This window comes from Streptomyces sp. NPDC127084 (assembly GCF_042724175.1).
Classification (GTDB): domain Bacteria; phylum Actinomycetota; class Actinomycetes; order Streptomycetales; family Streptomycetaceae; genus Streptomyces.
Genome location: NZ_JBHXFA010000125.1, coordinates 5187 through 8636, shown reverse-complemented (window position 1 = coordinate 8636; position 3450 = coordinate 5187). Strand labels below are relative to the sequence as shown.

Here is a 3450-nt window from a genome sequence, read left to right as displayed (position 1 = left end):
CGAGCGCGACCTGAACTCCCCCCCTCTCTCCGACATACCACACACCCAACACCCCCCCCCCTCCGGGGCGCCCCGCCGCCGCCCTCCCCCCCCCCGCCCCCTCCGTGATTTCACCCGATCGGACCAGCGTGCGGACCGCCCGGAGAGGGCCGTCTCAGCGCATGCGGCCCAGCGTCTCGCGCAGCCTGCGCGCATCGTGCAGCCGCCGCTCGTACGTCGCGCCCACGGCGAGCAGCAGCAGCCCGGCGACGGCGGGCGGCAGCCAGCGCGGCAGGGCGCCGACGACCTGGATCACATACGGCGCGAGCTCATGCAGCGCGTCCAGCGCCAGGGTCGCGCCGCCGAGCACCAGCAGCGCCTGGAGGCGGAGCCGGGCGCCGGCGAGCGTGAGGCCGAGCGCCGCCGACCCCAGCAGCAGTGGACGCAGCCAGTGCGCGTCGCCCCAGGCGGCGAGCAGACTCGGCACCAGTGTCACGGCCAGTCCGGCACCGTATGCCGTCCATGACGACGCCTCCGGGTCCCGGCGCCGCCGCAGCAGACCCACCACGAGAGCCGGAACGGTCACCGGGAGCGTGTAAGCCTCCGGCGCCGACACGTCCGACGCGCCGAGGCGCACCCAGCAGGCCACCACGAACAGCACCACGGCGGTGTACCCGGCGAACGGGCGCCGATCCGATCGCAGCGCGGTGCCCGCCGCGATCACGCCCGCGAGGGACAGCGCCAGTGCCAGTGTCGGCGCGTGCGGCACCGCGAGACCGAGCGCGACCAGACCGGCCGTCGCCCCCGTGAGCTCGACCGGAAGTGCCACCGGCTGAGTGCGCAGGCGGGCGGCGAGCACCGCGGTGACCGCAGGTACGGCCAGCAGCGCGATGCCCACCTGGTGGGTGGGCAGCCCCGCCGTCGCCGCCGTGGCCCCGACCAGACCCGCGCCCCACAGCACGGCCGCACAAGCGGTCACGATCCGGACGACCCCGCGGGCCGACACCGCCGCCGCCGCGGACACCGCTGCGAGCGACGCCAGTACGACGAAGGTCGCTGGACGTGTGGCCAGGCCGAGCGCGGCCACACTCAGAGCCCCGGCCACCGCGCAGACCAGTGCGGTCAGCGCGAGCGGGCCGCCGGCTCCGGGCCGTATGCCGGACCGGGCGGCCGTCGCCGGTGCCGCCGCCGTGCCGCTGCCCGACACGCCCTCCGCCTCCGTCACCGGGCTGTCCGCGTGGGGTACGGCACCGGCACGTCCGGGCCCGAGGCTCCCGCGGTCGGCCAGCACGGCCACCGCGAACGCCGCCGTCACCAGCAGCGTCCGGAGCGTCAGCGTCGCCGGATACGGAACAGCCGGGTGGGCGGTCGCGGTGAACCCGGCGCAGCAGGTCAGCACGAGCGCCCCGCAAAGCCCGGCGGCGCGGGGCAGCGGGACGGCGGCCGGAAGCAGGCGGGGCGCCGCCCAGAGCACCACGGCGACCATGGCGAGGATCACAGGTGCCGTGGACATGCCGGGCAGCAGAGCCTCGGCGGCGGGGACGCCGGACCAGACCGAGTCGGCGAGGGACAGCGGACGGGCCAACGCGAGCAGTGCGAACGGCAGGGCCATGACCAGCGCCATGGCGTGCACCAGAGCAGATGCCACCGACAGGCCGGTACGGACCCCGCGCGGCACCGGTATCCGCAGGGCGAACAGCAGGGCCACCGCACACAGCAGATAGCCGGGCGCCACCCACGACGCGGGCACCGCGGTGCGCACCACACCGCCCACCGCCGCGACCAGGGCGAGGCCCGCTACCGCGGCGGTCACCGGGGCCGACGCCGGCTCCCGCCACGCGGCGCCGAGCGCCAGGCCACCGCCCGCGAGCAGCAGCAGCCCCGGTTCCAGCGCGAGCACCGGTGAGTCCGCGAGCAGCGACAGCCACCCCGCCGCCAGCAGCGACCAGCCGCCGGTCAGCACGGCTCCCGTCGTCCCCGTCACACGGACGGCGCCCGGCTTCGCCTTCAGCGCGACGGCGATGTCGAACGCCGCCGTGGCCAGCACCGCCCATACCGTCGCCGACAAGCTCGCATGCGTCCCCAGGGCCCAGAGCGGCAGCGGGAGTTGCGCGGCCACCACAGCCACCGGCAACGGGGTGCGCAGGCTGCGCCGCAGCAGCCCGTAGCCCGCCCACAGAGCGGCGAGCACGCCCGCGGCGACGGCCGTGTACAGGACGGCGCCGGTGTCCGGCAGAACCGCGCGGCGCAGCGCGTACGCGTCGAGCACCGTCAGCACAAGGCCCAGCACCGCCACCGCCTCCGCGGTCGCCGTGAGCCCGCGCCGCAGCAGAAGGAGCGGCGCCGCCAGAGCCGCGGCCGTCACCACGCCGAGCACCACGGACCGCCCGCCGATGCCGAGATGGCCCCAGCTGACCACGGTGAAGGCGATCGCCGCGATCGTCAGCAGGATCCCGCCCAGGGTGAGCAGCACGTTCTGCGCGCTGGGCGAGGAAGCCCGCGGCGTCGCCGATGCCGGGGAGGCCGGCGTGCCCCAAGCACCCGGGCGGGCGGGCCACATCGGTCCGGAAGCACCTTGCGGGCCCGTGCCATGCGTCCCGAGCGCCTGAAGGCTCTGCACCAGCCAGGTCCTGCGGGTCAGCAACCAGGTTCGCCGTGCGTCGAGTAGGGCGAGCTCGCCATCGATGAGCCGCAGCTCCTCGGCAGGCGGCAAAGGGTTCTCCATGCCTGCAGTGTGGTCTTCGGCACAGCACACCGGTATGCGTGCGCGTACTCAGATCATCCATGAGTACGTGCGCACATACCGGCGTACCCGGCGCACACTCGGGCTATGGACTCGCACTGCTTCCGCTTCGAGAGCCTCTGGCGGCTGCCCGCACCGCCCGCACGCGTCTATGCCGTGCTGGAACGGGCCGAGGACTACCCCCGGTGGTGGCCGCAGGTCCGCGAGGTCATCCCTCTCGGCGGTCACTCCACCGCTGCCCGCTTCCGCTCGTTGCTGCCCTGCGACCTCGTCGTCACCGCCCGCGGCAGCCGGCTGGATCCCGGATCTGGGGTCCTGGAGGCGCGGATGGCCGGAGACCTCGTCGGCTGGGCCCGTTGGACCCTCACACCGAGCGGCGATGGCGGCACCCGCGCCCGCTATGAGCAGGAAGTGGTGGTGCAGCGCCCGTTGATGCGGCGGCTGGCACTCATCGCGCGGCCGGTCCTTCGGGTCAACCACGCGGTGATGATGCGCGCCGGACGCCGTGGGCTCACCGCCTATCTGGCGCGGGACGGGGAAGGAGTTTGAAGGAGGCCCGCCGCTACCTGTATGGTTCAGTGCGTTCCCGGGCGATTAGCTCAGTGGGAGAGCGCTTCGTTCACACCGAAGAGGTCACTGGTTCGAACCCAGTATCGCCCACCGGGAGAGGGGGGGGGGGGGGGCGAGAACCACCAGCAGCACGGAGAGGGAGGCGAACAAACCAACTC

General features: G+C 74.4%; 2 protein-coding genes and 1 tRNA gene. 2 read left to right on the top strand and 1 reads right to left on the bottom strand.

Annotation, left to right across the window (positions count from 1 at the left end; genetic code table 11):
• Positions 1-154 precede the first annotated feature (154 nt).
• Complete coding sequence (locus tag ACFWI9_RS25185) at positions 155-2704, bottom strand: SCO7613 C-terminal domain-containing membrane protein (protein WP_387165326.1); 2550 nt, start codon at positions 2702-2704, stop codon at positions 155-157.
• Between the two features lie 105 nt (positions 2705-2809).
• Here ACFWI9_RS25185 and ACFWI9_RS25180 point away from each other — a divergent pair, with 105 nt between their 5' ends.
• Complete coding sequence (locus ACFWI9_RS25180) at positions 2810-3271, top strand: SRPBCC family protein (protein ID WP_387165325.1); 462 nt, start codon at positions 2810-2812, stop codon at positions 3269-3271.
• 39 nt (positions 3272-3310) lie between these two features.
• Positions 3311-3382: transfer RNA gene (locus ACFWI9_RS25175), tRNA-Val, on the top strand.
• Positions 3383-3450: the final 68 nt, after the last annotated feature.